Origin of the sequence: Pantoea sp. BAV 3049 (assembly GCF_009765445.1) — a bacterium.
In the GTDB taxonomy this organism is placed as follows: domain Bacteria; phylum Pseudomonadota; class Gammaproteobacteria; order Enterobacterales; family Enterobacteriaceae; genus Erwinia.
Window position 1 is genome coordinate 3,760,227 of the sequence record NZ_WHOY01000031.1, and the last position, 26,371, is coordinate 3,786,597.

At 54.9% G+C, this 26,371-nt stretch carries 25 protein-coding genes and 1 other RNA gene; 17 read left to right on the forward strand and 9 right to left on the reverse strand.

Translation table 11 applies throughout. The features are described from left to right. The first annotated feature begins 56 nt into the window (after positions 1-56). From fbaA to GSQ70_RS18680, 4 genes are all read left to right on the forward strand, one after another. Positions 57-1,136 (forward strand): class II fructose-bisphosphate aldolase, encoded by a 1,080-nt coding sequence (gene fbaA / locus GSQ70_RS18665; RefSeq protein ID WP_158783929.1) that lies wholly within the window; start codon positions 57-59, stop codon positions 1,134-1,136. 189 nt (positions 1,137-1,325) lie between these two features. Next, complete coding sequence (mscS, locus tag GSQ70_RS18670; protein WP_158783930.1) at positions 1,326-2,228, forward strand: small-conductance mechanosensitive channel MscS; 903 nt, start codon at positions 1,326-1,328, stop codon at positions 2,226-2,228. Between the two features lie 146 nt (positions 2,229-2,374). Beyond that, a complete protein-coding gene (gene argO / locus GSQ70_RS18675) occupies positions 2,375-2,995 on the forward strand; it encodes an arginine exporter ArgO (RefSeq protein WP_158783931.1) in 621 nt (206 codons plus the stop codon). A gap of 160 nt (positions 2,996-3,155) precedes the next feature. Next, entirely contained in the window at positions 3,156-3,881 is a 726-nt protein-coding gene (locus GSQ70_RS18680; protein ID WP_158783932.1) for an oxidative stress defense protein, read from the forward strand. 41 nt (positions 3,882-3,922) lie between these two features. Here the strand turns inward: GSQ70_RS18680 and GSQ70_RS18685 are convergent, their stop codons facing one another. Beyond that, a complete protein-coding gene (locus GSQ70_RS18685) occupies positions 3,923-4,819 on the reverse strand; it encodes a LysR family transcriptional regulator ArgP (RefSeq protein ID WP_158783933.1) in 897 nt (298 codons plus the stop codon). Between the two features lie 193 nt (positions 4,820-5,012). On the opposite strand from GSQ70_RS18685, the gene rpiA reads away from it, so the two are divergent. Together rpiA and serA are read left to right on the forward strand one after the other, a co-directional pair. Continuing rightward, the gene (gene rpiA, locus GSQ70_RS18690) at positions 5,013-5,672 is read left to right on the forward strand and encodes a ribose-5-phosphate isomerase RpiA (RefSeq protein WP_158783934.1); all 660 of its coding nucleotides are present in this window, start codon (positions 5,013-5,015) and stop codon (positions 5,670-5,672) included. A gap of 282 nt (positions 5,673-5,954) precedes the next feature. Next, a complete protein-coding gene (serA, locus tag GSQ70_RS18695; protein ID WP_158783935.1) occupies positions 5,955-7,190 on the forward strand; it encodes a phosphoglycerate dehydrogenase in 1,236 nt (411 codons plus the stop codon). 117 nt (positions 7,191-7,307) lie between these two features. Here serA and GSQ70_RS18700 read toward each other — a convergent pair whose 3' ends face one another. The 3 genes from GSQ70_RS18700 to zapA form a co-directional block, all read right to left on the reverse strand. Further along, positions 7,308-7,895, reverse strand: coding sequence for a 5-formyltetrahydrofolate cyclo-ligase (locus GSQ70_RS18700; protein WP_158783936.1), 588 nt, complete (start codon positions 7,893-7,895; stop codon positions 7,308-7,310). A gap of 126 nt (positions 7,896-8,021) precedes the next feature. Further along, positions 8,022-8,205: non-coding RNA, 6S RNA (gene ssrS, locus GSQ70_RS18705), on the reverse strand. A gap of 41 nt (positions 8,206-8,246) precedes the next feature. Continuing rightward, the gene (gene zapA, locus GSQ70_RS18710) at positions 8,247-8,576 is read right to left on the reverse strand and encodes a cell division protein ZapA (protein ID WP_158783937.1); all 330 of its coding nucleotides are present in this window, start codon (positions 8,574-8,576) and stop codon (positions 8,247-8,249) included. A 171-nt stretch (positions 8,577-8,747) separates the two neighbouring features. Here zapA and GSQ70_RS18715 point away from each other — a divergent pair, with 171 nt between their 5' ends. The 8 genes from GSQ70_RS18715 to GSQ70_RS18750 all read left to right on the forward strand — a co-directional run bounded on the left by GSQ70_RS18715 (position 8,748) and on the right by GSQ70_RS18750 (position 18,867). Then, positions 8,748-9,326, forward strand: a complete 579-nt coding sequence (locus GSQ70_RS18715) for a YecA family protein (protein WP_158783938.1) — start codon at positions 8,748-8,750, stop codon at positions 9,324-9,326. Between the two features lie 39 nt (positions 9,327-9,365). Further along, positions 9,366-10,682 carry a Xaa-Pro aminopeptidase gene (gene pepP, locus GSQ70_RS18720; RefSeq protein WP_158783939.1) on the forward strand — a complete coding sequence of 439 codons (1,317 nt, stop codon included), beginning with the start codon at positions 9,366-9,368 and terminating at the stop codon, positions 10,680-10,682. Beyond that, a complete protein-coding gene (gene ubiH, locus GSQ70_RS18725; RefSeq protein ID WP_158783940.1) occupies positions 10,679-11,857 on the forward strand; it encodes a 2-octaprenyl-6-methoxyphenyl hydroxylase in 1,179 nt (392 codons plus the stop codon). The genes pepP and ubiH overlap by 4 nt, the downstream gene beginning before the upstream one ends. A 13-nt stretch (positions 11,858-11,870) precedes the next feature. Continuing rightward, a complete protein-coding gene (gene ubiI / locus GSQ70_RS18730; protein ID WP_158785373.1) occupies positions 11,871-13,073 on the forward strand; it encodes an FAD-dependent 2-octaprenylphenol hydroxylase in 1,203 nt (400 codons plus the stop codon). Positions 13,074-13,610: 537 nt separating this feature from the next. Next, positions 13,611-14,705, forward strand: coding sequence for a glycine cleavage system aminomethyltransferase GcvT (gcvT, locus tag GSQ70_RS18735; protein ID WP_158783941.1), 1,095 nt, complete (start codon positions 13,611-13,613; stop codon positions 14,703-14,705). 67 nt (positions 14,706-14,772) lie between these two features. Continuing rightward, complete coding sequence (gene gcvH, locus GSQ70_RS18740; protein WP_158783942.1) at positions 14,773-15,159, forward strand: glycine cleavage system protein GcvH; 387 nt, start codon at positions 14,773-14,775, stop codon at positions 15,157-15,159. A 23-nt stretch (positions 15,160-15,182) separates the two neighbouring features. Then, positions 15,183-18,056 carry an aminomethyl-transferring glycine dehydrogenase gene (gene gcvP / locus GSQ70_RS18745; RefSeq protein WP_158783943.1) on the forward strand — a complete coding sequence of 958 codons (2,874 nt, stop codon included), beginning with the start codon at positions 15,183-15,185 and terminating at the stop codon, positions 18,054-18,056. A gap of 67 nt (positions 18,057-18,123) precedes the next feature. Next, positions 18,124-18,867, forward strand: a complete 744-nt coding sequence (locus tag GSQ70_RS18750) for an SDR family oxidoreductase (RefSeq protein ID WP_158783944.1) — start codon at positions 18,124-18,126, stop codon at positions 18,865-18,867. Positions 18,868-18,925: 58 nt separating this feature from the next. On the opposite strand, the gene GSQ70_RS18755 is transcribed toward GSQ70_RS18750, so the two are convergent. The 3 genes from GSQ70_RS18755 to GSQ70_RS18765 all read right to left on the reverse strand — a co-directional run bounded on the left by GSQ70_RS18755 (position 18,926) and on the right by GSQ70_RS18765 (position 22,805). Next, a complete protein-coding gene (locus GSQ70_RS18755; protein WP_158783945.1) occupies positions 18,926-20,365 on the reverse strand; it encodes a 6-phospho-beta-glucosidase in 1,440 nt (479 codons plus the stop codon). A 39-nt stretch (positions 20,366-20,404) separates the two neighbouring features. After that, entirely contained in the window at positions 20,405-21,919 is a 1,515-nt protein-coding gene (locus GSQ70_RS18760) for a PTS transporter subunit EIIC (protein WP_158783946.1), read from the reverse strand. A 157-nt stretch (positions 21,920-22,076) separates the two neighbouring features. Further along, positions 22,077-22,805 carry a MurR/RpiR family transcriptional regulator gene (locus GSQ70_RS18765; RefSeq protein ID WP_158783947.1) on the reverse strand — a complete coding sequence of 243 codons (729 nt, stop codon included), beginning with the start codon at positions 22,803-22,805 and terminating at the stop codon, positions 22,077-22,079. A gap of 309 nt (positions 22,806-23,114) precedes the next feature. Between GSQ70_RS18765 and GSQ70_RS18770 the strand changes: the two genes are divergently transcribed. Beyond that, positions 23,115-23,768, forward strand: coding sequence for a hemolysin III family protein (locus tag GSQ70_RS18770; RefSeq protein WP_158783948.1), 654 nt, complete (start codon positions 23,115-23,117; stop codon positions 23,766-23,768). Positions 23,769-23,943: 175 nt separating this feature from the next. On the opposite strand, the gene ygfZ is transcribed toward GSQ70_RS18770, so the two are convergent. Continuing rightward, positions 23,944-24,924, reverse strand: coding sequence for a tRNA-modifying protein YgfZ (gene ygfZ / locus GSQ70_RS18775; protein ID WP_158783949.1), 981 nt, complete (start codon positions 24,922-24,924; stop codon positions 23,944-23,946). 219 nt (positions 24,925-25,143) lie between these two features. On the opposite strand from ygfZ, the gene sdhE reads away from it, so the two are divergent. After that, positions 25,144-25,410, forward strand: coding sequence for an FAD assembly factor SdhE (gene sdhE / locus GSQ70_RS18780; protein ID WP_158783950.1), 267 nt, complete (start codon positions 25,144-25,146; stop codon positions 25,408-25,410). Then, positions 25,391-25,798, forward strand: a complete 408-nt coding sequence (locus GSQ70_RS18785) for a protein YgfX (protein ID WP_158783951.1) — start codon at positions 25,391-25,393, stop codon at positions 25,796-25,798. Before sdhE ends, GSQ70_RS18785 begins: the two co-directional genes overlap by 20 nt. A 13-nt stretch (positions 25,799-25,811) precedes the next feature. Here the strand turns inward: GSQ70_RS18785 and fldB are convergent, their stop codons facing one another. After that, complete coding sequence (fldB, locus tag GSQ70_RS18790; RefSeq protein WP_158783952.1) at positions 25,812-26,330, reverse strand: flavodoxin FldB; 519 nt, start codon at positions 26,328-26,330, stop codon at positions 25,812-25,814. Between the last annotated feature and the right edge of the window lie 41 nt (positions 26,331-26,371).

Below are 26,371 nucleotides of genomic sequence, written 5' to 3' on the forward strand. Positions count from 1 at the left end.
TGCCTGGGGTGCCAGGCTCCGAATCTCTCATACGACCGACGAAACAGGACAAAAACATGTCTAAAATTTTTGATTTCGTAAAACCAGGTGTTGTCACCGGTGACGACGTACAGAAAATTTTTAAAGTTGCGAAAGAAAACAAATTCGCACTGCCAGCAGTGAACTGCGTGGGCACCGACTCCATCAATGCCGTACTGGAAACTGCTGCGAAAGTAAAAGCTCCGGTCATCATCCAGTTCTCTAACGGCGGTGCAGGTTTTATCGCGGGTAAAGGTCTGAAATCAGACAAGCCACAGGCTGCCGCTATCTTCGGTGCGATCTCTGGTGCACACCACGTTCACCTGATGGCTGAACACTACGGCGTGCCGGTTATCCTGCACACTGACCACTGCGCGAAAAAACTGCTGCCATGGATCGACGGTCTGCTGGAAGCGGGTGAAGCTCACTTCGCCAAAACCGGCAAACCACTGTTCTCTTCACACATGATCGACCTGTCTGAAGAATCACTGGAAGAAAACATCGAGATCTGCAGCAAATATCTGACTCGTATGGCGAAAATCAATATGACCCTGGAAATTGAACTGGGTTGTACCGGTGGCGAAGAAGACGGCGTGGACAACAGCCACATGGACGCTTCTGCTCTGTACACTCAGCCAGAAGACGTTGATTACGCTTACGAAAAACTGAACGCTATCAGCCCACGTTTCACTATCGCGGCCTCTTTCGGTAACGTGCACGGTGTGTACAAACCAGGCAACGTTAAGCTGACGCCAAAAATTCTGAAAAACTCTCAGGAATACGTCAGCAAGAAACACAACCTGCCGCACAACTCCCTGGACTTCGTGTTCCACGGTGGTTCCGGTTCTTCAGCTGCTGAGATTGAAGAATCTATCAGCTACGGCGTAATCAAAATGAACATCGATACTGATACTCAGTGGGCAACCTGGGACGGCATCCTGCAGTACTACAAAAAGAACGAAGGCTACCTTCAGGCCCAGCTGGGTAACCCGGAAGGCGCAGATAAGCCTAACAAGAAGTACTACGATCCGCGCGTCTGGCTGCGTGCTTCTCAGTCTTCGATGATCGTTCGTCTGGAGCAGGCATTCAAAGAGCTGAACGCGGTAGACGTTCTGTAATTTTTGCTTCCTGAGCTCCGTAAGGCCCCGCTAAGGGGCCTTTTTTTTGTCTGCTGGTAACAAATTATTAATTTCCCACGATATTTGGCAGTAAGCGTCGTTTTTGGTTACGCTTGACGTTTGGGATGCCAGTCTGGCTGGTAATGAATAACTGCTTACTTCCTTCGGGAACATCAACAGGATAATCAAATGGAAGATCTTAACGTAGTAAATGGCATCAACAACGCCGGAGGCTGGCTGGTGCGTAACCAGGCGCTGCTGCTCAGCTATGCCGTCAATATCGTGGCGGCAATTGCCATCATCATCATCGGGATGATCGTGGCGCGAATTATTTCTAACACCCTGAACAAGGTGCTGATTGCCCGTCATATCGATGCCACCGTTGCCGACTTCCTGTCCGCGCTGGTGCGCTACGGGGTGATTGCCTTTACCCTTATTGCCGCTTTGGGACGTGTTGGGGTGCAGACAGCCTCGGTGATTGCCGTTCTGGGTGCCGCCGGCCTGGCTATCGGTCTGGCCCTGCAGGGGTCGCTGGCGAATCTGGCGGCTGGTGTGCTGCTGGTGACCTTCCGTCCTTTCCGCACCGGTGACTTTATTGATATCGGCATCATGGGTACCGTGCAAAATGTGCAGATCTTCTCCACCACGCTGAAATCTGCCGATGGCAAGATTGTGGTGGTGCCGAACGGTAAAATTATCGCCGGTAACATCGTCAACTTTTCGCGTGAACCGGTGCGCCGTAATGAGTTCATCATTGGCGTTTCATACGACGCAGACGTGGATGAAGTGCTGAAGCTGTTGCGCGAAGTGGTCGATGCTGAGCCTCGCGTGTTGCAGGATATGGGCGTGCAGATTGGCCTGAATGAGCTGGGAGCCTCCTCCGTAAACTTCGTGGTGCGCTGCTGGAGTAAGGCAGGTGATTTGCAGGATGTCTACTGGGACCTGATGAAGAACTTTAAGCGTACGCTGGATGCTCATGAAATCGGTATTCCTTATCCGCAGATGGATGTCCACCTGCATCACGATAAGGCTGCCCAGATGCAGCAGGCTGAGCAGAAAATCTCTGCCGGCACTCTGCCAAAGCCTGAATAATCAGCTTGTTAAGGGCGGCCGCCGTGTCGCCTTTTCTTTGCTTATCATTATTAGCGATGCTGATGAATCATTAGATTTTTCCATTTCCTCTAATATTAAAGCCCCTGTAAACTCGCCGGCAATTACTGAAGAGTGAGGAAGTCACTGTGTTATCCGTTTTCTTTCAGGGCATGGCTCTCGGTGCCGCGTTAATCCTGCCTTTGGGTCCGCAGAATGTATTAGTACTGAATCAGGGCGTGCGTCGTCAGTATCATTTGATGACAGCGGGGCTGTGTACGCTGAGCGATATCGTGCTGATTTGCGGTGGCGTATTTGGGGGAAGCGCGTTGCTGACCCAGTCTCCGCTGCTGCTCAATCTGGTGACCTGGGGCGGCGTGGCTTTTCTGCTGTGGTATGGCTGGGGAGCGTTACGCACTGCTTTCAGAGGGGATATTGAGTTAAGTTCTGAAAAGGTCATGCAGCAGGGGCGCTGGCGAATTTTTGCCACCATGATGGCCGTCACCTGGCTTAATCCGCATGTCTATATTGATACCTTTGTGGTACTGGGTAGCCTTGGCGGTCAGTTACCTCCGGAGGCGCGTAGCTGGTTTGCCCTCGGGTCAGTGAGTGCGTCCATATTGTGGTTCTTCGGTCTGGCCTTGCTGGCCGCCTGGTTGTCACCGGTGCTGAATAACGCTAAAGCGCAGCGGATCATCAACGCGCTGGTTGGAGTCATGATGTGGGGGATTGCAGCCAAACTGGCTCTGCAGGCGCTGGGCCAGGGGTAAAAAGGAACTCATTCCAGGAATTACTGTCATAGCGTGATAGCTGAAAACGCAATAATCTGTACCAGAATGTTGCGTTTAATCGGAACAATACTCTGACGGCGAGGCATATTGCCGCCGTCAGTCAGCCATGATGTGACTGAAAGCCCCACGGAGGAACCCAGTGAAGCTTACTAAATTGGCCCTGGCCGCAATGATTGGATTTGGAACTGTCCCCGCTTTAGCGCTGGCGGATGAATTGCCTAATGGCCCGCACGTAGTGACCTCAGGCCAGTCGAGCGTGGATGCCACGCCGGATATTGCCACGCTGGCAATTGAAGTGAGCGTCTCTTCGAAAGAGGCTGCAGAGGCGAAGAAGCAGGCCGATGCCCGCGTCGCACAGTATTTTGATTTCCTGCAGAAAAACGGCATTGAGAAGAAAGATATCAATGCTGCCAACTTGCGCACCCAGCCGGAATATGACTATCTGAAAGACGGTAAGTCGGAGCTGAAGGGCTATCGTGCGGTGCGCCAGGTGCAGGTTACTGTGCGCCAGCTGGAGAAGCTGAACGGGCTGCTGGACGGCGCGCTAAAGTCTGGCCTGAATGAAATCCGCTCTGTAGAACTGGGTGTGGCGAATCCTGACCAGTATCGCGATAAGGCCCGCCAGGCTGCAATTGATGATGCCACCCAGCAGGCGGGTGCACTGGCGAAGGGCTTTAATGCCAAGCTGGGGCCGGTCTATAGCATCCGTTACCACGTGGCTAACTACCAGCCAATGCCGGTTGCCAGAATGTTCAAGACGGCCGATGCGGCACCGATGACCTCCGCCGCACAGACATATGAGCAGCAAAGCATTCATTTTGACGATCAGGTCGATGTGGTATTTGAACTGCAGCATAACCAGTAAGTCATTACTTTAAAGGGGTCTGGTGGCCCCTTTTTTTATCGCTAGTCGGTCTGGCGCAGCACGCGATGGCCGTGGGCGATCAGCGCGTCAGTCACTTTGCGCATCAGACGGCTTTCCGGCGCAAAACGGTGCCAGTACAGCATACGGCGCTGGAACAGACCCGGCGTCAGGTCAATCAGCTCACCTTCGGCCAGCTCACGCTCAATCTGCAGATGCGGGATCATACAGCAGGTGGTGCCCTGACGGGCCAGTTGTACAAAGGCCTCTGACGAGTTAACGATATGGCAGGGCACGCTGCCCGGGGAGAGATCGAAGTTTTGCTGCAAAAACGCCTGATGCATATCATCAAGATGGTCAAACGCAACCGCCGGAGCCTTCAGCAGCGCGGAGCGGGTCACGCCGTTAGGGAAATAGCGTGCGGCAAACTCTTTCGAGCCAACGAACAGGTAATCCAGCGCGCCCAGCTGATCCACCAGGCAACTTGGCAGCGGTTGTGGCTGGATACTGACGGCTCCCACTACCTCACCGCGACGCAGCCTTTCCTGGGTGCGGCTTTCATCTTCCACCTGCAAATTCAGGCGAACCGGCGAGTCGGTCAGCACCGTTTTCAGCGCGGGCAGTAACCAGGTTGCCAGACTGTCGGCGTTGACCGCCAGCGATAGCAGCAGCGGCGTAGTACCGCCATTTTCATCGCCCAGCCACTCCTCTTCCAGCAGCTCGACCTGATGTAATAAAGCCAGCAGCTTTTGCCCCTGTTCGGTCGGGCGTGGAGGAACGGTTCGCACCAGCAGCGGCTGGCCGAACATGTTTTCCAGCTGCTTGATTCGCTGGGAAACGGCCGACTGGGTAATACAAAGCTTTTGTGCGGCGCGTTCAAAACCGCGCTCGCGGATCACTGCATCCAGCGCCTGAAGCGTTCGATAATCCGGGCGTTTCATTGGTTCGTTTAACTCTCCTCAGGTATGGAAACTGCACTATGCCATATTTTTGTCACTTTGCCCTGCGTAACAGAGTGTTTATCCGGCACGGCTTTGTGGGTTGTGTCTGTTAACGGACAACAAATGCTGCCCTGACGCGGCGGGGTTGTTTATACTAACGCCACACTGTAGCAGCACGGATTGTAAACATACCATGACGCAGGATGAACTGAAAAAGGCCGTTGGCTGGGCCGCGCTGGAATACGTAAAACCGGGCACCATCGTGGGTGTGGGCACAGGCTCGACCGCCGCGCATTTTATTGATGCACTGGGTTCGATCAGGCAGCAAATTGACGGGGCGGTCTCCAGTTCTGAGGCCTCAACCCTTAAGTTGAAAAGCCTGGGGATCCCGGTTTTCGATCTTAACGAGGTGGATTCACTGTCGGTCTACGTTGACGGCGCAGATGAAATCAACGGTTTTATGCAGATGATCAAAGGCGGTGGCGCAGCCCTGACCCGCGAGAAAATCATCGCTGCGGTGGCGGATAAATTTGTCTGCATCGCTGACGAGTCCAAGCAGGTTGATGTGCTGGGTAAATTCCCGTTGCCGGTGGAGGTGATCCCGATGGCGCGCAGCTATGTTGCCAGGGAGCTGGTGAAGCTGGGCGGCCTGCCTGAATATCGCCAGAACGTGGTGACGGATAATGGCAATTTCATCCTCGACGTGCACAACTTAAAAATCCTCGACGCGATTGCGCTGGAAAAGGCCATTAATGCCTTGCCTGGCGTGGTTACCGTGGGGCTGTTTGCCGCGCGGGCAGCGGATATTGCGCTGATTGGTACCGCCTCCGGCGTGAAGACCATAGAAAAATGATCTCACTGGCGCCGCTCCGGCGCCGGTTAATTTCTGCAAAAAAACATCTTTTCTTTTCATGCCGAAATTCGGTGACTTATGTCACATAAGCTTCACTCACAGGGCGATCCTTCTGACGATATTCATCGTGCCCTGATTATCTGTTGATTTGTGCCTGTCTGCTTCCTGCCCGTGCTGTGATGCAGGCAATCGTTTGTATTGCCGCAGGCGTAATTTTTGATATTTTGACAGAAGGCTGGCTTATGCCAGCCACTTCTGAAGTCTGCTAAATAGGGTCGGGAAATGGCAAAAGTATCACTGGAGAAAGACAAGATTAAGTTCCTGTTGGTGGAAGGCGTACATCAGAAAGCCGTAGATAATCTGCGTGCTTCTGGCTACACCAACATCGAATTTCATAAAGGCGCACTGGACAGCGAAGCTCTGAAAGAGTCGATCCGTGACGCGCATTTTATCGGTATCCGCTCGCGTACACACCTCACCGAAGAGATCTTTGCCTCGGCTGAGAAGCTGGTCGCCGTGGGCTGTTTCTGTATCGGCACCAACCAGGTCGATCTGAAAGCAGCAGAAAAACGAGGGATCCCGGTATTCAACGCGCCTTTCTCCAACACCCGATCCGTAGCTGAACTGGTCATTGGCGAGCTGCTGCTGATGCTGCGTGGCGTCCCTGCGGCGAATGCTAAAGCACACCGTGGCGTTTGGAATAAACTGGCCGTGGGCTCGTTTGAAGCGCGTGGTAAAAAGCTGGGTATCGTTGGTTACGGCCATATCGGAATGCAGCTGGGCGTGCTCGCTGAAAGCCTGGGCATGCATGTGTTCTTCTATGATATTGAGAACAAGCTGCCGCTGGGGAACGCGACCCAGATCCGTCATCTGTCCGACCTGTTGAATATGAGCGACGTGGTCAGCCTGCACGTGCCGGAAACCCAGTCGACCCAAAACATGATGGGTCCGGAAGAGCTGGCGATGATGAAGCCAGGTTCACTGCTGATTAACGCATCACGCGGGACAGTGGTTGATATTCCGGCGCTGTGCAAAGTGCTGGCCGACAAACACCTGGCGGGTGCCGCAATCGATGTGTTCCCGGAAGAACCGGCAACCAACAGCGATCCGTTCAATTCTCCGCTTTGCGAGTTTGATAACGTGATCCTGACGCCGCACATTGGCGGTTCCACCCAGGAAGCGCAGGAAAACATCGGCAGCGAAGTGGCCGACAAACTGGCTAAATACTCGGATAACGGCTCGACGTTGTCGGCGGTTAACTTCCCGGAAGTTTCCCTGCCAATGCATGGCGACCAGAGTCGCCTGTTGCACATCCACGAGAATCGCCCTGGCGTGCTGACCGCGATCAACAACATTTTCGCCGGGCAGGGGATCAACATCGCAGCACAGTATCTGCAAACTACCCCTTCAATGGGCTATGTGGTGATCGATATTGATGCGCCGCAGGATGTGGCTAACACGGCTCTGCAGCTGATGAAGGCTATTCCTGGCACCATTCGCGCCCGACTGTTGTACTGAGCAGGGAAATGGCGGGCACCATTGGTGCTCGTCTGTTGTTCGGGCAGGTAACTTTCGGGCGTCATTCGCGCTCGTCTGTTTTACTAAGCCCCACATGCCCGTTAACCGTTTATCTTTTCACCACTGCCAGATCTTCGAGGGTGTAATCATCGCTGGTAACGGCACATCCCACTCCGCCACTGGCAGGGCTTCCACCTGCTGACAATCATGCGCCAGCCCGACCGGCAGAAAGCCATGCTGCTGCCAGTTCTGCAACGTACGGTCATAAAAGCCTCCTCCCATCCCGAGACGCTGCCCCTGTGCATCAAACGCTACCAGAGGAACCATCAGCACATCCAGCTCGCTCAGCGTTGCCAGATTACGGATATCCAGTGGCGGCTCGGGAATCCGCAGGCGATTAGGCTGCAGTGACGTTTCGGAATCGTAGCGGATAAACAGCAGCTGTCCTTCAGTGAAGGGATGAAGCACCGGCAGGTAAACTTCCTGTTTATGCTGCCAGAGTCTGGTAATCAGCGGTCGCGTATTCAGCTCGCCATCAAAAGAGAGAAACAGGGCTATTTTTTTCGCCTGCTGGATGGGAGCAAAGTTCAGCGCACGTTCAGCGGCCTGTACGGCAGCCAGCTGCTGCTGTCCGGGCGTCAGGGCACGACGCAGATGGCGAACGTGGGTACGAATATCCTGGCGATCGAGAAGATTGAGGGACATGAATTTCACCGTATCAGGAGATAACGTTTAAGTTGCCGGGAAACCGGAAGCTTACAGTGAAAGGTGTTCAGGTGGCGAATGGTTCGTGGCCCGAAGCCAGAAAACGTTGCCGGTAAAACTGAGGAGGGAATCTCCGAGATGCCGCCGCAGGCTGTAACCCTTGAACCCTTGGTTCAAGGTGAATGTGTCGTCGCAACCATCAGGCTTCTCGGACTGACCGAGCTTGCTCACAGGTTACAGAGCAACACACTCTGTTGGTATGAAATATCGGCTCAGGGGACGGGCCCGCATGCAAACATCTCAGAGAAATTTTTACTTCACCGTCACTGTAACACAGTAAACGCTGATGTGTTATTCGAATTGAGGACCTGTTCGTTCCGTTATGCGACCCTGCTCAAGCAATGCCTGCTCAATGGTCTGTTGCAGCATCCGGATACGTTGTTCCATGTTACTGGCATAGTCGCGGGTTTTATTTTTTTCCTGCGCCAGCTCATGGCAAATATTCAGGGCAGCGATGAAAACCAGCTGCTCAGTATTTGTGACTCTAGTGCGAACTTTTAAATCTTGCAACCGCTGATTGAGGTCCTCGGCAGCCATGTTCAGCGCATCTTGCTGTTCAGGCGGACAATTCACTCTTAACGAACGGCCAAAAATTTGAATATCTACGGGTTGAGCAGACATGAAACCATCCTGACTGATTACTTCGCCGCCAATCTCCCTTACCGCTCAATGGGTTGGGAGGGTAAGCGACTATAACTACCCCATACAGAAGAAACAACCCCTTTCTGGAATCGTTGAGGCACCTGGTGGTAGCATAACACGAACTTAATCAGCCAACGACGACCAAAACGTATGTCACTAACAAACACAATGCCGGGCTATGACGCGCTGGCCTCAGTACTGACGCAGCAGGGTGTGGGTATGACGCCTGCTGAAATGCATGGTTTGATCAGCGGATTGCTGTGTGGTGGCAACAAGGACAGTAGCTGGCAGGCGCTGGTTCATGACCTGACCAACGAGGGGATGGCTTTCTCCCAGTCTCTGGCGCTGCCGCTGCAACAGTTGCATCAGGGCATCGGTGATTCGCTGGAGGATGAGGGCTTCCTGTTCCAGCTTTACCTGCCGGAGGATGATGATATTACCGTGTTCGACCGCGCTGATGCGCTGGCGGGCTGGGTGAACCACTTCCTGCTGGGACTGGGCGTTTCACAGCCGAAGCTGGACAAAGTGAAGGGTGAAACCGGCGAAGCTATCGACGATCTGCGCACTATTGCGCAGCTTGGCTATGATGAAGACGAAGATCAGGAGGAGCTGGAGCAGTCGTTGGAAGAGGTGATCGAATATGTGCGGGTAGCTGCGCTGCTCTGCCACGACACCTTTACCCGCACCAGCCCAACCGCCGTGGAAGTGAAAAAACCGACCCTGCATTAACGGTCGGCCCCTAACATGGAGTGCATTCAGGAGAAGCTGATGACACAGCAAGAGTTTGTGCGTCGTCGCCAGGCGCTGCTGGCAAAAATGGCCCCGGCCAGCGCTGCGGTGATTTTTGCCGCGCCAGAAGCGACCCGCAGCAACGACAGTGAGTATCCCTATCGCCAGAACAGTGATTTCTGGTACTTCACCGGTTTCAACGAGCCGGAAGCGGTACTGGTATTGATTAAAAGCGATGAAAGCCATAACCACAGCGTGTTGTTCAACCGGGTTCGCGATCTGACCGCTGAAATCTGGTTTGGCCGTCGCCTGGGGCAGGATGCCGCACCTTCGATGCTGTCAGTCGATCGCGCACTGCCTTTCAGCGACATCAGCGAGCAACTGCCTCAATTACTGAACGGGCTGGACGTGGTTTATCACGCTCAGGGACAGTACGCTGAAGCCGATTCGCTGCTGTTTGCGGCGCTGGAAAAACTGCGTCGCGGCTCGCGCCAGAATCTGACTGCTCCGGCAAGCATCACTGACTGGCGGCCGTGGGTGCATGAGATGCGGCTGTTTAAATCTCCGGAGGAGCAGGCCATCCTGCGTGAAGCGGGGAGGATCAGCGCACTGGCCCACACCCGCGCCATGCAGCAGTGCCGCCCGGGAATGTATGAATATCAGCTGGAAGGTGAGATCCACCACGAATTCAACCGCCACGGTGCCAGATTCCCTTCTTACAACACCATCGTCGGCGCGGGTGAGAACGGATGCATCCTGCACTACACCGAAAATGAGTGCCAGATGCGTGATGGCGAGTTGGTGCTGATTGACGCAGGTTGTGAACTGCAGGGTTACGCTGGCGATATCACCCGTACTTTCCCGGTGAACGGCAGATTTACCGCGCCTCAGCGTGCAGTCTACGACATCGTACTGGCTTCTTTGTACAAGGCGCTGGAGCTGTTCCGCCCTGGTACCAGCATCCGCGAGGTCAATGCGGAAGTGGTGCGCATCATGGTAACCGGGCTGGTGAAACTGGGCGTAATGAAAGGTGAGGTGGACACGCTGATTGCTGAGCAGGCTCATCGCCAGTTCTTTATGCACGGGCTCAGCCACTGGCTGGGCCTGGACGTACACGACGTCGGTTTCTACGGCAACGACCGTGACCGTATTCTGGAACCCGGAATGGTGATCACCATCGAGCCGGGCCTGTATATTGCCCCGGATGCGGATGTGCCAGCGGAATATCGCGGTATCGGCATTCGTATCGAGGATGACATCATCATCACTGAAGACGGCAACGAAAATCTGACCGACACCGTGGTGAAAGATGCCGATGAAATTGAAGCATTAATGGCGGCAGCGAAGGCGAAATGAGCATTGTAATCGCAGGAGGAGGAATGGCGGGAGCCACGCTGGCGCTGGCTATTTCTCATCTTACCAAAGGAAAGATGCCGGTGACGCTGGTCGAGGCTTTAGCCCCGGACAGCCGGGCGCATCCGGGCTATGATGGCCGGGCGATTGCTCTTGCCGAAGGAACCTGCCAGCAGCTGGTGGCGATCAATCTGTGGCCCGTGCTGAAGGAGTGCGCAACGGCGATCATCGATGTGCACGTCAGCGATCGCGGTCATGCGAGTTTCGTCTCTCTGGAGGCAAAAGAGTATGCAATTTCCGCTCTGGGGCAGGTCGTTGAGCTGCATGATGTCGGGCAGCGTTTGTTTGCCCTGCTGAAAAAAGCGCCTGGCGTGCGTCTGTGCTGCCCGGCAAAAGTGTCGGGGGTGGTGCGTACTCAGCAGCAAGTTAGCGTCACGCTGGACAATGGAGAAACGCTTGAAGCGCAGCTACTGGTGGCGGCTGATGGCTCCCGCTCTGCGGTGGCCGCATCTTGCGGTATTCAGTGGCAGGCGCAGGATTATCAGCAGGTCGCGGTGATCGCCAATGTTTCCACGCAGCAGCCTCATAACGGACGGGCTTTTGAACGTTTTACCGAGCATGGCCCGCTGGCGCTGTTGCCGATGTCAGGCGGTCGCAGTTCGCTGGTCTGGTGCCACCCGCTGGCCGATAAAGAGCAGGTAGATGGCTGGAGCGATCGGCATTTCCTCGACGAACTGCAAAAAGCTTTTGGCTGGCGTCTGGGTCATTTCACCCAGGTGGGGCAGCGCCATAGCTATCCTCTGCAGCTGCAGGCTTCTTCTCAGCATGTTTCTCATCGCCTGGCACTGGTCGGTAACGCAGCTCAGGCGCTGCATCCGATTGCGGGTCAGGGATTTAATTTAGGTATCCGTGATGTCATGTCGCTGGCGGAAACCGTTGCCGCCGCATGGCGATCCGGACAGGATGTGGGAAGCTACAATATTCTGCAGCAGTATCAGCAGCGGCGGCAGCCGGATGCCGCGGCAACCATTGGCATGACAGACAGTCTGGTCAGGTTGTTTGCTAATCGCTACACACCGCTGGTGGTGGGACGAAATCTGGGCCTGATGGCGATGGATTCCCTGCCGCTGGTGCGTAATTTGCTGGCCGAGCGCACGTTGGGCTGGGTTGAGCGTTAAGGAGAGAGCAGTGATGCAAACCTATGATGTGATCGTTGCCGGAGGCGGCATGGTCGGTCTGGCTGTGGCCTGCGGCCTGCAGGGCAGCGGGATGAAGGTGGCCGTGCTGGAAAGAGAAACGCCGGTTGCGCTGGCTGACGATGCTGCGCCTGCGCTGCGGGTTTCCGCAATCAATGCCGCCAGCGAACGCCTGCTGCAGCACCTGGACGTCTGGAGCAGCCTTCTTGCCCGTCGTGCCAGTGCCTATCACGGCATGGAAGTCTGGGATCGCGACAGCTTTGGGCAGATTGCCTTTGATGACGCGCAGCAGGGGCTGGCGCATCTGGGGCACATTATTGAGAATGCGGTTATCCATCAGGCATTGTGGAACAAAGCCAGTGAGCTGAGTGATATCACGCTGATTTCGCCAGCTGAACTGCAGCAGGTGGCTTTTGGGGATAACGAAGCATTTGTGACCCTGAATGACGGCACGATGATGAGTGCGCGACTGCTGATCGCAGCAGACGGCGCCAACTCGTGGTTGCGCAACAAGGCGGATATCCCGCTGGCGTTTTGGGACTATGAGCACCACGCGCTGGTGGCCAACATCCGTACTGAGAAACCGCACGATGCCGTCGCGCGTCAGGTTTTCCACGGCGAGGGCATTCTGGCTTTCCTGCCGCTAAGCGATTCGCATCTCAGCTCCATTGTCTGGTCCCTGCCGCCGCAGGAAGCGACACGTCTGCAATCAATGCCGGAAGAGCTGTTCAATCAGCAGCTGTCTGTGGCCTTCGATCTGCGTCTGGGGTTGTGCAACGTTGAAAGCGAGCGCAAAACTTTCCCATTGATGGGGCGTTATGCTCGTAATTTTGCAGCACATCGTCTGGCGTTGGTGGGAGATGCGGCACACACCATTCATCCGCTGGCAGGGCAGGGGGTGAACCTCGGCTTTATGGATGCGGCAGAGCTGATTGGTGAAGTGAAGCGTCTGCACCAGCAGGGCAAAGATATTGGTCAGCACCTCTATCTGCGTCGCTATGAACGCAGCCGCAAGCACAGTGCGGCAATGATGCTGGCAGGGATGCAGGGCTTTCGTGAGCTGTTTAATGGCAATAACCCGGCGAAAAAACTGCTGCGGGATATCGGTCTGAGCCTGGCCGACACTCTGCCGGGCGTTAAGCCGCGTCTGCTGAAGCAGGCGATGGGCCTTAACGACCTGCCGGAGTGGCTGCGCTAAGCTGTCTGACCAGGGTAGCGCAATGCTGCCCTGACTTCACGCTCTCTGCCGCTGACCTTTTTTCCGGGGAAACCGCGGTCACTATTTCCCTTTCCTTCCGGCAATATCTGTTTTCCCTGTTGACCCTGATTAGGCGTGTAGCCTGCATACCGTCTTCGTCGTTGAACCCGCTATTCCCTGTGCTCCATTTTGGATCATCGTTTGAAAAATTCTAATTTAACCGCTCACTTCGCATTATATTTTTTTATGCATTATTTATTTTAGTGCAGCGGGATTTCAGCCGCCAGGGGCCGATTCGCTATTTTTAAACTGACTTTTTTATTGATACCTGCAGTTTATGTGCGGTTTGGCGCAGATTTGTGGTGAAAAATTCTGGAAACTAAACAGCGTCTCCGCGCTGCACCATACCGATTCGACCCCGTTTAACTTATGGTTAATGGCCGCATTCGGTGGTAAGTTCAGAGCCAGGGTAACGTTTGCGCCAGGCGTGATTTTGCCAGGGCAGGCACCGGACAACCAGCAAAGCACAGGAATGATATGACTCAGCAGACCCCCTTGTTCGAACAACATCAGGCTTGCGGCGCACGCATGGTGGATTTCCATGGCTGGATGATGCCGCTACACTATGGCTCCCAGATGGATGAACATCACGCGGTCCGTACCGATGCCGGTATGTTTGACGTGTCGCACATGACCATTGTCGACCTGCGTGGAGCCCGCACTCGCGACTTCCTGCGCTACCTCCTTGCCAACGATGTCGCCAAACTGACCCAGCCAGGTAAAGCCCTGTACACCGGAATGCTGAATGCTTCGGCTGGCGTAATTGACGATCTGATTGTTTACTTTATGACCGAAGACTTTTTCCGTCTGGTGGTCAACTCTGCTACCCGCGAAAAAGATCTGGCCTGGATCACCCAACATGCTGAGCCGTTTGGCGTGCAGCTGACTGAGCGTGACGACCTGTCGCTGATTGCCGTGCAGGGCCCGAATGCTCAGGCCAAAGCACAGAGCCTGTTTAATGATGCCCAGCGTCAGGCCGTCGCCGGAATGAAGCCCTTCTTTGGCGTGCAGGCAGGGGAGTTGTTTATTGCCACCACGGGTTACACCGGTGAAGCCGGTTATGAAATTGCGCTGCCAAACGATCAGGCAGCAGACTTCTGGCAGAAGCTGGTCGCTGCGGGCGTGAAGCCAGCTGGCCTGGGCGCACGTGACACCTTGCGTCTGGAAGCGGGGATGAATTTATACGGTCAGGAGATGGATGAGGGGATCTCTCCGCTGGCCGCCAATATGGGGTGGACCGTGGCATGGCAGCCTGAAGATCGTGATTTCATTGGTCGTGAAGCGCTGGAAGCCCAGCGTGAAAAGGGCACCGAACAGCTGGTCGGCCTGATCATGACCGAAAAGGGCGTGCTGCGTAATGAACTGCTGGTGCGTTTTACCGATGCTCAGGGCAATCTGCAGGAAGGGGTGATCACCAGCGGCTCCTTCTCTCCCACTTTAGGGTGCAGCATTGCGCTGGCCCGCGTCCCTGCGGGGATTGGCGAACAGGCTATCGTACAGATCCGCAACCGTGAAATGCCGGTGAAAGTCACCAAACCGATTTTTGTTCGCGCCGGTAAACCGGTCGCATAACAGGCAATTAAGCCGCGGGCGGCCCCTGACGGCAAGCCGACCAATAATAACTTCAGGAGAGCTGGCGATGAGCAATGTACCAAATGAATTGAAATACCGTGACAGCCACGAGTGGGTGCGTAAAGAAGCCGATGGCACTTACACCGTCGGGATTACCGAACACGCCCAGGAACTGCTGGGCGATATGGTGTTTGTTGATCTGCCGGATGTGGGCAACACCTACAGCCAGGGCGATGACTGCGCCGTGGCCGAGTCCGTAAAAGCGGCCTCTGATATCTATGCCCCGATCAGCGGTGAAGTGATTGCCGTGAACGATGCGTTGGACGGCGAGCCGGAGCTGGTTAACAGCGCCCCGTATGCGGAAGGCTGGCTGTTCCGTATTAAAGCCAGCAATGAATCTGAACTGGATTCACTGCTGGATGCCGATGCTTATAAAACCAGCATCGACGAATAACCCGTAATCAGGATTTGTTGCTAATGACCCAGACTCTCAGCCAGCTTGAACACACCGGCGCGTTTATCGAACGCCATATCGGCCCATCGCAGGAGCAGCAGAGTGCGATGTTAAATGCCACCGGTGCCCGCTCTCTCACCGACCTGATCGCCTCTATCGTACCAGCGGATATTCAGCTGCCTGGTCCACCGGCGATCGGTGATGCCCTGACTGAGCATCAGGCACTGGCGGAGCTGAAGGCCATTGCCAGTCAGAACCTGTGTTACAAATCCTATATCGGCATGGGTTACACCCCGGTGCTCACCCCGCCGGTGATCCTGCGTAATATGCTGGAAAATCCGGGCTGGTACACCGCTTACACCCCTTATCAGCCGGAAGTGTCCCAGGGGCGTCTTGAGGCGCTGCTTAATTTCCAACAGGTCACGCTGGATCTGACCGGTCTGGATATCGCTTCTGCCTCACTGCTGGACGAAGCGACAGCCGCCGCTGAAGCGATGGCGATGGCGAAGCGCGTCAGCAAGCTGAAGGGGGCCAATCGCTTCTTCGTGGCTGATGATATTCACCCGCAAACACTGGATGTGGTGCGCACCCGTGCAGAAACCTTTGGTTTCGAGGTATTGGTCGATAAGGCGGAGAAAGTGCTGGATCACCAGCAAGTGTTTGGCGTGCTGTTACAACAGGTCGGCACAACTGGAGAAGCGCATGACTACACCAGCCTGATTGCTGAGCTGAAAGAGCGCAAGGCGATCGTCGCTGTTGCGGCTGACTTTATGTCGCTGGTCCTGCTGCAGGCTCCGGGTAAACAGGGTGCGGATATCGTGTTCGGTTCCGCTCAGCGCTTTGGCGTGCCAATGGGCTACGGCGGTCCACACGCGGCCTTCTTTGCCGCCCGCGACGAGCACAAACGTTCTATGCCGGGTCGTATCATCGGCGTTTCCCGCGATGCCGCAGGGAACACTGCGTTGCGTATGGCGATGCAGACCCGGGAGCAACACATCCGCCGCGAGAAAGCGAATTCCAACATCTGTACCTCTCAGGTGCTGCTGGCCAACATCGCCAGCCTGTATGCCGTGTTCCACGGACCGGTGGGGCTGAAGCGCATCGCTTCACGTATTCACCGCCTGACCGATATTCTGGCGGCGGGCCTGCAGAAAGGTGGCCTGACGCTGCGCCATCAGCACTGGTTCGATACCCTGACAGTGGAAGTGGCCGACAAAGCTGCGGTGCTGGATCGCGCGCTGAGTTTTGGTGTCAACCTGCGCACTGATATCCATAACGCCGTTGGCATCACCCTGAATGAAACCACGCTGCGCGAAGATGTCGCCGCGCTGTTCTCTATTCTGCTGGGTGAAAACCACGGCCTGGATATTGACCAGTTAGATGCTGCTGTCGCGGCAAACAGCCAGTCAGTGCCAGCTGCGTTGCTGCGTCAGGACGCGATCCTCAGCCACCCGGTCTTCAACCGTCATCACAGCGAAACTGAGATGATGCGTTACATGCACAGCCTGGAGCGCAAAGATCTGGCGCTGAACCAGGCGATGATCCCGCTGGGATCGTGCACCATGAAACTGAACGCCGCAGCAGAGATGATCCCTGTCACCTGGCCGGAGTTCTCCGAGCTGCATCCATTCTGCCCGGCCGATCAGGCTACCGGCTATCTGCAGATGATCGGTCAGCTTTCCCAGTGGCTGGTGCAGCTGACCGGTTATGATGCACTGTGCATGCAGCCTAACTCCGGCGCACAGGGCGAATATGCTGGTTTACTGGCAATCCGTCGCTACCATGAAAGTCGCAATGAAGGCGGGCGTAATATCTGCCTGATCCCAAGCTCTGCGCACGGCACCAACCCGGCTTCTGCGCAGATGGCGGGGATGGAAGTCGTAGTGGTTGCCTGTGACAAGCAGGGTAACATCGACCTGCACGACCTGCGGGTAAAAGCTGAACAGACCGGCGACGCGCTCTCCTGCATCATGGTGACTTACCCGTCGACTCACGGTGTGTATGAAGAAACTATCCGCGAGGTTTGTCAGATCGTTCATCAGTACGGCGGCCAGGTTTATCTGGACGGCGCGAACATGAATGCGCAGGTCGGTATCACCACGCCGGGCTACATTGGCGCGGATGTTTCACACCTCAACCTGCATAAAACTTTCTGTATCCCGCACGGCGGCGGCGGTCCAGGTATGGGCCCAATCGGCGTGAAAGCCCACCTGGCCCCGTTTGTGCCGGGCCACAGTGTGGTGCAGATTGATGGCGTGCTGACGCAGCAGGGCGCTGTTTCTGCCGCACCGTTCGGCAGTGCGTCCATCCTGCCAATCAGCTGGATGTACATTCGTATGATGGGCGCGGAAGGTCTGAAGCAGGCCAGCTCTGTGGCTATCCTTAATGCTAACTACATCGCTACCCGCCTGCAGTCAGCCTATCCAATCCTCTACACCGGTCGTGACGGTCGCGTGGCGCACGAATGTATTCTGGATATTCGTCCGCTGAAAGAGCAGACCGGTATCAGCGAGCTGGATATTGCCAAGCGCCTGATTGACTATGGCTTCCATGCGCCGACGATGTCCTTCCCGGTGGCCGGAACGCTGATGGTTGAGCCAACCGAATCGGAAAGCAAAATTGAGCTGGACCGCTTTATCGATGCGATGCTGTCAATCCGCATGGAAATCGGTCGCGTGGCAGCAGGTGAATGGCCTGCGGAAGATAATCCGCTGGTCAATGCACCGCACACGCAGATGGAAATTGTTGGCGAGTGGTCACACCCGTACACCCGCGAGCTGGCGGTCTTCCCGACAGGCAGTGAAAACAAATACTGGCCAACCGTTAAACGTCTTGATGACGTTTACGGCGACCGTAACCTGTTCTGCTCCTGCGTACCGATGAGCGAATACGAGTAGTTCTGCTGATTTTTGACTACAGTAAAAAGGGCACATGACGTGCCCTTTTTTTATTGCGGAGTGGCAGATGAAAATCGCATTAGTGACCGGAGGCAGCCGGGGTATTGGCCGGGCTACCAGTATTCTGCTGGCCCGTCAGGGATACTGTGTGGTGGTGAATTACCATCGGCATAAGGAAGCTGCGGAAGAGGTCGTAAAGATTATCCATCAGCACAGTGGCCAGGGATTTACCCTGCAGGCGGACATTGCAGATGAGGAGCAGGTGATGGCGATGTTCCGGCAGATCGACAGCCTGCCAGGGACGCTGAGCGTGCTGGTGAACAATGCCGGGATCCTGTTTCAGCAGTCAACGGTTGAGCAACTGACGGCGGAGAGGATTAACCGGATGTTTGCCACCAATGTGACCGGGACTTTCTTGTGCTGTCGCGAGGCGGTTAAAAGGATGGGGTGCCATCATGGGGGAGAAGGTGGGGCGATTGTTAATGTGTCCTCTGCTGCTGCCCGTACTGGTGCGCCGGGAGAATACGTAGATTACGCAGCCTCCAAAGGCGCGATGGATACGCTGACCAGAGGATTATCGCTGGAAGTGGCAGCGCACGGCATCCGCGTAAATGGCGTGCGGCCCGGTTTTATTTACACAGAAATGCATGCCGACGGCGGTGAACCGGGCAGGGTGGATCGTGTGGCTCCGGTTATTCCGATGCAGCGTGGCGGCCAGCCGGAAGAGATCGCTCAGGCTATCAGCTGGCTCCTGAGCGAAGAGGCCTCCTACGTCACCGGCACCTTTATTGATGCGGCCGGTGGGCGTTAAAAGAACGGAGTCTTCGGTCAGATAGATTGGTCGCCATATATGGCGACCCTGCGCTTTTTCAGAGAGATTCGCCGTTGCTGGCAATCACCTGCTGATACCAGCCGAAGCTTTTCTTTTTCGAGCGGGTCAGTGTGCCGCTGCCATCATCATTTTTATCGACGTGGATAAAGCCGTAGCGCTTGCTGTACTGGCCGGTGGTGAAGGAGACGCAGTCAATGCATCCCCACGGCGTATAGCCCATCAGCTCAACCCCATCGTAAAACACCGCCAGCTTCATCTGTTCGATATGCGCCTGCAGATAGGCAATGCGGTAATCGTCGTTAATCTGCCCGTCAGGCCCGGCCTGATCAATTGCCCCGAAGCCGTTTTCCACGATGAATAACGGTTTTTGATAGCGCTCGTACAGGGCGGCAAGACTGTAACGCAGCCCGACCGGATCGATCTGCCAGCCCCAGTCGGAGGCTTTCACATGAGGGTTTGGCACGCTGCCTTCAAAGCCGGAAACTGCGCTGCCGCTGCCCTGTGCATTGGCCTGCACCGCGTTGCTCATGTAGTAGCTCAGGCCAATATAGTCGGCGCAGCCTTCACGCAGCGTTTCAGCATCCCCTTGCTGCATCTCAATGTGATAACCCTTACGCGCCCACTCGTTGAGGATGTAGGAGGGGTAGTAGCCACGCATATGCACATCGCCGAACAGATAGCGTTCGCGCATAGCCTCCTGGGCCAGCATCACGTCATCCGGATGGCAGGACCACGGGTAAAGCGGCACCATGGCAATCATGCAGCCAATCTGGAAATCCTGATTGATCTCATGACCCAGTTTGACCACCTTCGCGCTGGCAACGAACTGGTGATGCAGTACCTGATACATCGCCTGCTCGGGCTTATCGTGGTCGGTGAATACCACGCCGGAACAGCAGTAGCCGAATAGCGGATATTTCCAGTTGCGCTGGTTATTGATCTCGTTAAAGGTCATCCAGTACTTCACTTTGCCCTTGTAACGTTCCAGCACTACCTCGCTGAAGCGCACAAAGAAATCAACCACTTTGCGGTTCAGCCAGCCGCCATATTCTTTCACCAGGTGATAAGGCATCTCGAAATGCGACAGCGTAATCACCGGCTCGATGTTGTATTTCAACAGCTCATCGAACAGGTCGTCATAAAACTGCAGGCCCGCTTCATTCGGCTCCAGCTCATCGCCGTTGGGGAAGATGCGCGTCCAGGCGATTGAGGTACGGAAGCACTTAAATCCCATCTCGGCGAACAGCGCCACATCCTCTTTATAATGGGAGTAAAATTCCACCGCCTGATGGTTGGGGTAGCTGTAGCCTGGCTGAATGCCATCGGTCATCACCCGGTCCACGCCGTGAGCGCCGCCGGAAAGAACATCTGCAATGCTGACGCCCTTACCGCCTTGATCCCAGCCGCCTTCAACCTGATGCGCGGCAACGGCACCTCCCCAGAGGAAATCTTTTGGTAACTGCTGATGTGTGGTCATCAATTCCGTCCTTATAGCTGATACATTTTTAGTGGCAAATCAGGCCTGTGAAGGTTTCAGTGAACTGGTGCTGCGCGCTTTATCCCCCGGCTGCTCTTTAAATCCGGCAAACCAGGTGAACACCGCGCCCAGCGCAAAGGCCACGCTGATTGACAGCAGGAAGCCGATAAACTGTGGCATGTGCCCCTCTTTGAAAAACACTGGCAGCACCGCAATGCCCGGCAGACAGTAACTCCAGGAGACGGCATTAAAGAATCCGGCCACGGCTCCCCCGACGGCTCCGGCCAGGCAACCGCAGATCATTGGCCGCTTCAGCCGCAGCGCTACGCCATAGATTGCCGGTTCGGTAATACCAAACAGCGCGGTCATGCCTGCTGACAGAGCGATCCGTTTCATTTCGGCATCTTTCGCTTTAAGCCAGACGCCGAAGGTGGCTCCGGCCATCGCAAAGACCGGAGAGGCCTGCAGTCCGGTAAAAGTGTCGTAACCCAGCGTGGCATAGTTACCGACGGTGACCGGTGTAATCCCCCAGTGAACGCCCAACGTCACCAGCGGCATCCACAGTGCGCCAACCACAAATCCGGCTATCGGCGGGCTGAGGTGGTACAGCGTGTTGTAAACGCCGCCGATTGCGCCGCCTATCGCATTCCCAATCGGCCCGAAGGCCAGCAGCGTCATCGGCACCATGATTGCGATGCAGAACAGCGGCGTGAACAGGTTGCGGATCACCAGCGGCAAAATGCGCTCAAAGAAGTGCTGAACATACGACATCACCCAGACCATCAGGATGATCGGGATCACTGAGGCGGTGTAAGTCAGATATTTTACCGGAATGCCGAAGAAATCCAGCGTCGGTGCATTAACCGGAATTCCCACAACTTCCACCAGAATTTTGGCGATGTCCGGGGTCGCGATCGCTTCTTTCATCAGTTGCTGCATGGCGGGATCTGCCGAGTTCGCCAGTACGATTTTGTTGGCGGCCAGCATGTTCATATAATCCGGACTGATCAGTGCACAGGCTGCAATTACGGCGGTGAAAGGGTTAACGTTAAATTTCTTTGCGGCGGTGAAGGCCACCATTACCGGCAGGAAAGTAAAGCCGGTCCACGAGACTAAATTCAGAATGCGATACGCGCCGCTGGCCTGATCCATCCAGCCCAGCGCGGTGACCAGTGAGAGGATACCCTGCAGCACGCCACAGGCCGCCAGCGGATAGAGGAACGGGGCGAAAATACTGGAGATAATGTCCATCAGGCGGCTGACGATGCCCACGTTCGGGGCAGCCATTGCGGCATTATCATCAATATTGACCCGCTTCAGCACGGCCTGAAAGGCCTCGCCGACATGATTGCCAATCACCACCTGTAACTGGCCACTGGCTTCAATTACGGTAATAACACCTTTCACCCGTTTTAATTGATCTTTATTAACTTCATCGTGGCTTTTTAATATAAACCGCAGTCTTGTGGCACAATGTGTGATATTGATCACATTAGCATTGCCGCCAATCAATTCAATAATCTCCTCAGCAGCCTTATCGTAATTCAGAGCCATGATTATTCCTCGCCAGGGTACACTCATCACGTGGGAAAAAATTCTCCGGGATGTTCGGTTTTGTTATTATTTCGAGTGTAACAAGGTGGCGAAGAATGTCACGATATAACAAATTCACCCGCAGGTGATTTGTCACATCAAAAAAACAGGATGTTTTTTATTTCAGCAGGCTGGCGAGTTGACGACCAATGGTTTCCAGAATATAGATCACTGGCACCTGAGTGGTGACGTCATACTCCCCGGCCATGCGCAGCTGTGGCATATGGTACGAGAGATTGAAGTCGGCCATGCGGGCCAGCGAGGAGTTATCATTATTGGTAATTGAAATCACCTGGCAGTGATGAAGGCTGAATTGCGTGGCCAGACGCAATATCTCCGGCGTTTCACCTGAAACAGATAATATAATCGCTACCGCGTCTTTATACATATCACTGTTAACCGGATAATAAGGATCATCAATGTAACTACTGAACTTACCGACATTGGAGAAAAAACGCGCGCCATATTTTCCTAAAGTACCGGAGGTTCCGGCACCGACAAATATAATACGTTCAGCTTTAATCAGATGCTCGACCGCTTCCGCTATTAATGTTTCGAACTCGGTATTATTAATACTTTTAAAAAAACTGACGATTTCGCTGATTCCGGACTGGCCCGGAAGCTGCTGTTCCTGCTCAAGGTACAATTTAAAACGAATACGAAATTCGGAATAGCCATCGCAATTCATCTTCCGGCAAAACCGCAGCACGGTGGTGGTGGAGACCGCGGCGGCATCGGCCAGCTCGCGAATGGTCATATACATGACCTTGTCACGATTTTTTATCGCATAGTTGTAGACCTGCAGTTCCAGGCCGTTCAGGGTGGCAAGGTTATGATGGGTAAACATAGCGGCGCTCAAATTCCGGAGAATCACTACCTTAGCAGATTTTGCCATTCTGAGGCAGGCGTTTTACCCGTGCCATCCACCGTGTCATCTCCGCGAAATCTGCCGAACCTATAGTTATGTGCTGTTCGTGTTACAGGCATTCACAGTTTATTTTTAGCTTACATGTGTACTCTGAAATCATTCTCAGCTACGCTAATCGTGCTCAATTTTCGGGCGTGCTGGCCAATACTCAGAGTCAGTACCGAGCGTTGATTTTACGTATCTTGCGCGGTCAATAAGCCCGCTTCAGAGTAGGGAGAGTATGAGAATATGGCCGAAAAAACGTTATTAGCGCACGGCTATTCCCTTGCCGAGGAAGTGGCAAACAGCATCAGCCACGGCATTGGTTTTATTTTTGGTATCGTCGGTCTGGTGTTGCTACTGATCCAGGCGGTAGACAGCCAGGCTGACATCATGGCGATCATCAGCTACAGCCTGTATGGCGGCAGTATGATCCTGCTGTTTCTGGCTTCCACCCTTTATCATGCGATTCCACACCAGCGGGCGAAATACTGGCTTAAAAAGCTGGATCACTGCGCTATCTATATTTTGATAGCGGGCACTTACACTCCTTTTTTACTGGTCGGTCTGAAGTCGCCGTTGGCACACGGACTGATGGTGATTATCTGGAGCCTGGCGCTGATTGGGGTGTTGTTCAAACTGGCGTTTGTTCACCGCTTTGAGGCGCTGTCGGTGATCACCTATCTGCTGATGGGTTGGCTGTCGCTGATTGTTATCTATCAGTTGGCCATTAAGCTCTCACCGGGAGGTGTCTGGCTGCTGGCGGCGGGCGGGGTGATTTATTCGCTGGGGGTGATCTTTTATGTCTCGAAGCGGATCCCGTATAACCACGCGATTTGGCATGGGTTCGTGCTGGGCGGCAGCATCTGCCACTTCCTGGCTATCTATCTCTATGTTTCGTGATGAATGGGCAATGATTCAGATGCTAAAGGTGAGATGAACAGGCAACGACTCATAGGCCAAAGGTGAGTCAGTCCTTTAACAGACCGACTCACCGCGCAGGGACTGATTTTGATAATGCAGAGACTATTTTCATCAAGCTCAGTTTTTATTAACTTACCCGGATGGCTTCGTCAGGTTAACTCAGCTCGTACGGCAGCGGCTGGATCGTCAGCTTGCCGCCATCATCACCCTGCACACGCAGCTCGCTGTCTGGTTCCAGGTCATTATTCAGCACCGCCTGAACCCAAACCTCACCGTTATCCAGTTGGCAAGCCGACAGAATAGTTCCGGTGCGACGCCAGTTTTCTCCCAGCTTCATTTCCAGCGAGTCATTAGCGGCGGGAACTCGCCCGGCGCTCCCGGCCAGCCAGAACAGCGCACGCTTGTTGGCACCACGGAATTTTGCACGGGCAACCATCTCCTGACCGGTGTAGCAGCCTTTCTTAAAGCTGATGGCATCCAGCGCCTGAAGATTGGTGGCCTGCGGAATAAACTGCGCGCTGGTCACGTCATCAATTACCGGGAAACCGGCTTCAATATTCAGTGCCAGCCACTGGGCGCTGTCGGTCAGCTGCGCCTGCCCGTCCAGCGCTTCGCGCAGAGCCAGGGCTTTATCACGGTGAGTGACCAGCAGGAAACGCTCAGCGGGCAGGGCAAACCATAACAGGGTGGTATCATCCTGCTGCACCACCGGAGTTTCAGCATCCGGCAGCGTGTCAAAGAAGCTGGCTAAAGCTGTGCGTGCCTGAAAGCCAGCCACGCCGAGCAGTATGACTTCGTCATCGGCGGCGATGGTGACTTTGGAGAACACGGCATATTTTTTCAGTTCGGTAATCTGCGTGTCGCGCAGGCTGCGGCGCACCAGATAGGCAAGTCCCTCACCGCGATGGAACAGGCGCAGGTTGCTCCACATTTTGCCTTTGGCATCACAATGGGCAGCAGGGAGGTGGTCAGCCGCACCCAGTGCAGCCACATCCAGCGTCACCTGACCCTGCAGGTAGCTGACGCGATCTGCGCCGGTAACGTTAACCAACGCCCACTCTTCCAGCGAGATCAGCGTAAGCGGCAGGCGTGCCGAGGCCGCAGGTTGACGAGGCGGAAAAGATAAAGTCGGCATGATGTATTCCTGATTTAAGGTAAACCCTGCCAGTCATGTTAAAAGAGCCGACCGGCTTTGCAACCTGTTTCCTGGAAACGACGCACAAAACGTGTGATAACCCTGCAACACATGCACCTGCTTTGCGAAGCGGCACAAAAGCAGAAAATTGCTGCATCAACATCCCGGCGAAAAAGCGTTACACTAGCCAGCATGTTTGACTGACTGACGATGGAAAAAATGGATATTAGTAATAAAGCCCGCGTTCACTGGGCCTGCCGTCGCGGCATGCGTGAACTGGATATCTCCATCATGCCGTTTTTCGAGTATGAATATGATTCACTGAGCGACAGCGATAAACATGTGTTTGTTCGCCTGCTGGAGAGTGACGATCCCGATTTGTTCAACTGGCTGATGAATCACGGCGAACCGGCCGATGCTGAACTGAAGCGAATGGTGCACCTGATCCAGCAGCGAAACCAGCAACGTGGCCCTGTGGCACTCTGATCTGCGGGTCTCCTGGCGTGCGCAATGGGTCTCGCTGCTGCTGCATGGTGTGGTGATCCTGTTGCTGCTGCTGGCTCCCTGGCCTGCCAGCTACACGGTGGTGTGGATGTTACTGCTGACGCTGGTGGTGTTCGAGTGCGTGCGCAGCCAGCGGCGTATTCGCAGCCGGGAAGGGGATATTGCCCTGCTGGAAGGACGGCAAATGCAGTGGCGCCAGAAACGCTGGCAAATCTGCGGGCGGCCGTGGATGACCCGACAGGCGATCCTGCTGGCGCTACGTACGCCCAGAGGCGAGCAGGAAAAGCTGTGGCTGGTGCGCGACAGTATGGCCGAGGAGGAATGGCGGCAACTGCGACAGCAACTGCTCAGTGCTGGACATGCCGCTTAGACGGCTGGCAGGATTACAGCGTGTCAGCCATTTCCGTCAGGATCTGCTCGCACCACTGCGCAATGCGCTCGTCAGTTGCTTCAAACTGATTGACGTCATCCAGCGCCAGGCCAACAAACTGGCGGCCATCTGCGGTCAGCGGTTTTTTGCTGGTGAACTCGTAACCTTCGTTAGGCCAGAAGCCGACAAACTTCACGCCCAGCGGAGCCAGCACGTCATGCAGCATACCCAGCGCATCCAGGAACCATTCGCTGTATTCGGCCTGATCGCCCATACCATACAGTGCCACCACTTTACCGGTAAGATTCAGCGCAGGCAATTCGGTCCAGATGGCTTCCCAGTCCTCCTGCAGTTCGCCGAAGTCCCAGGTGGGAATGCCGAGGATCAGCATGTCGTACTGTTCCATCAGCTGCGGTGAGTCATCTTTCAGATTGTGTAGGGTGACGAGGTCTTCGCCGATGAAATCACGGATCTTCTCTGCTGCCATTTCGGTATAGCAGGTGCTGGAACCGTAAAAGAGACCAATATTCATATCCGGTTAACTCATTGTGCATGGTGCAATGGCGCGGATTA

Bases quoted from the DNA above. Each gene is read 5' to 3' on its own strand.
- fbaA (WP_158783929.1), top strand. From the start codon at position 57: ATGTCTAAAATTTTTGATTTCGTAAAACCAGGTGTTGTCACCGGTGAC.
- mscS (WP_158783930.1), top strand. From the start codon at position 1,326: ATGGAAGATCTTAACGTAGTAAATGGCATCAACAACGCCGGAGGCTGG.
- GSQ70_RS18685 (WP_158783933.1), bottom strand. From the start codon at position 4,819: ATGAAACGCCCGGATTATCGAACGCTTCAGGCGCTGGATGCAGTGATC.
- rpiA (WP_158783934.1), top strand. From the start codon at position 5,013: ATGACGCAGGATGAACTGAAAAAGGCCGTTGGCTGGGCCGCGCTGGAA.
- serA (WP_158783935.1), top strand. From the start codon at position 5,955: ATGGCAAAAGTATCACTGGAGAAAGACAAGATTAAGTTCCTGTTGGTG.
- GSQ70_RS18700 (WP_158783936.1), bottom strand. From the start codon at position 7,895: ATGTCCCTCAATCTTCTCGATCGCCAGGATATTCGTACCCACGTTCGC.
- zapA (WP_158783937.1), bottom strand. From the start codon at position 8,576: ATGTCTGCTCAACCCGTAGATATTCAAATTTTTGGCCGTTCGTTAAGA.
- GSQ70_RS18715 (WP_158783938.1), top strand. From the start codon at position 8,748: ATGTCACTAACAAACACAATGCCGGGCTATGACGCGCTGGCCTCAGTA.
- pepP (WP_158783939.1), top strand. From the start codon at position 9,366: ATGACACAGCAAGAGTTTGTGCGTCGTCGCCAGGCGCTGCTGGCAAAA.
- ubiH (WP_158783940.1), top strand. From the start codon at position 10,679: ATGAGCATTGTAATCGCAGGAGGAGGAATGGCGGGAGCCACGCTGGCG.
- ubiI (WP_158785373.1), top strand. From the start codon at position 11,871: ATGCAAACCTATGATGTGATCGTTGCCGGAGGCGGCATGGTCGGTCTG.
- gcvT (WP_158783941.1), top strand. From the start codon at position 13,611: ATGACTCAGCAGACCCCCTTGTTCGAACAACATCAGGCTTGCGGCGCA.
- gcvH (WP_158783942.1), top strand. From the start codon at position 14,773: ATGAGCAATGTACCAAATGAATTGAAATACCGTGACAGCCACGAGTGG.
- gcvP (WP_158783943.1), top strand. From the start codon at position 15,183: ATGACCCAGACTCTCAGCCAGCTTGAACACACCGGCGCGTTTATCGAA.
- GSQ70_RS18750 (WP_158783944.1), top strand. From the start codon at position 18,124: ATGAAAATCGCATTAGTGACCGGAGGCAGCCGGGGTATTGGCCGGGCT.
- GSQ70_RS18755 (WP_158783945.1), bottom strand. From the start codon at position 20,365: ATGACCACACATCAGCAGTTACCAAAAGATTTCCTCTGGGGAGGTGCC.
- GSQ70_RS18760 (WP_158783946.1), bottom strand. From the start codon at position 21,919: ATGGCTCTGAATTACGATAAGGCTGCTGAGGAGATTATTGAATTGATT.
- GSQ70_RS18765 (WP_158783947.1), bottom strand. From the start codon at position 22,805: ATGTTTACCCATCATAACCTTGCCACCCTGAACGGCCTGGAACTGCAG.
- GSQ70_RS18770 (WP_158783948.1), top strand. From the start codon at position 23,115: ATGGCCGAAAAAACGTTATTAGCGCACGGCTATTCCCTTGCCGAGGAA.
- ygfZ (WP_158783949.1), bottom strand. From the start codon at position 24,924: ATGCCGACTTTATCTTTTCCGCCTCGTCAACCTGCGGCCTCGGCACGC.
- sdhE (WP_158783950.1), top strand. From the start codon at position 25,144: ATGGATATTAGTAATAAAGCCCGCGTTCACTGGGCCTGCCGTCGCGGC.
- fldB (WP_158783952.1), bottom strand. From the start codon at position 26,330: ATGAATATTGGTCTCTTTTACGGTTCCAGCACCTGCTATACCGAAATG.